This window comes from Thalassobellus citreus (genome assembly GCF_044385915.1).
GTDB classification, from domain to species: Bacteria; Bacteroidota; Bacteroidia; order Flavobacteriales; family Flavobacteriaceae; genus Thalassobellus; species Thalassobellus citreus.
Window position 1 is genome coordinate 1 of the sequence record NZ_JBISCC010000013.1, and the last position, 234, is coordinate 234.

The window sequence follows — 234 nt, forward strand, 5'->3', positions numbered from 1 at the left end:
ATCTGTGATGACGATACACCAACAGCAAGTTGTTCAACCGCGACAGTAACAGTAACTGTTGCTTGTAGTTCTCTTGTAGATAGTGATGGTGATGGATTAACCGATTGTGAAGAAACGACAGGAATCGACGATCCGAGTACATCAAAAGTACCAGGAGATTATCCAGGGCCATTTGAAGCTAACGATGCTTGTTTACCAACAGGAGTTAATACGACCGATAGTGATGGTGATGGA

At 43.2% G+C, this 234-nt stretch carries 1 pseudogene; it reads left to right on the top strand.

From position 1 onward, the window contains the following. Positions 1-234: pseudogene (locus tag ACH5TX_RS00055) on the top strand (hypothetical protein); the annotation flags it as partial.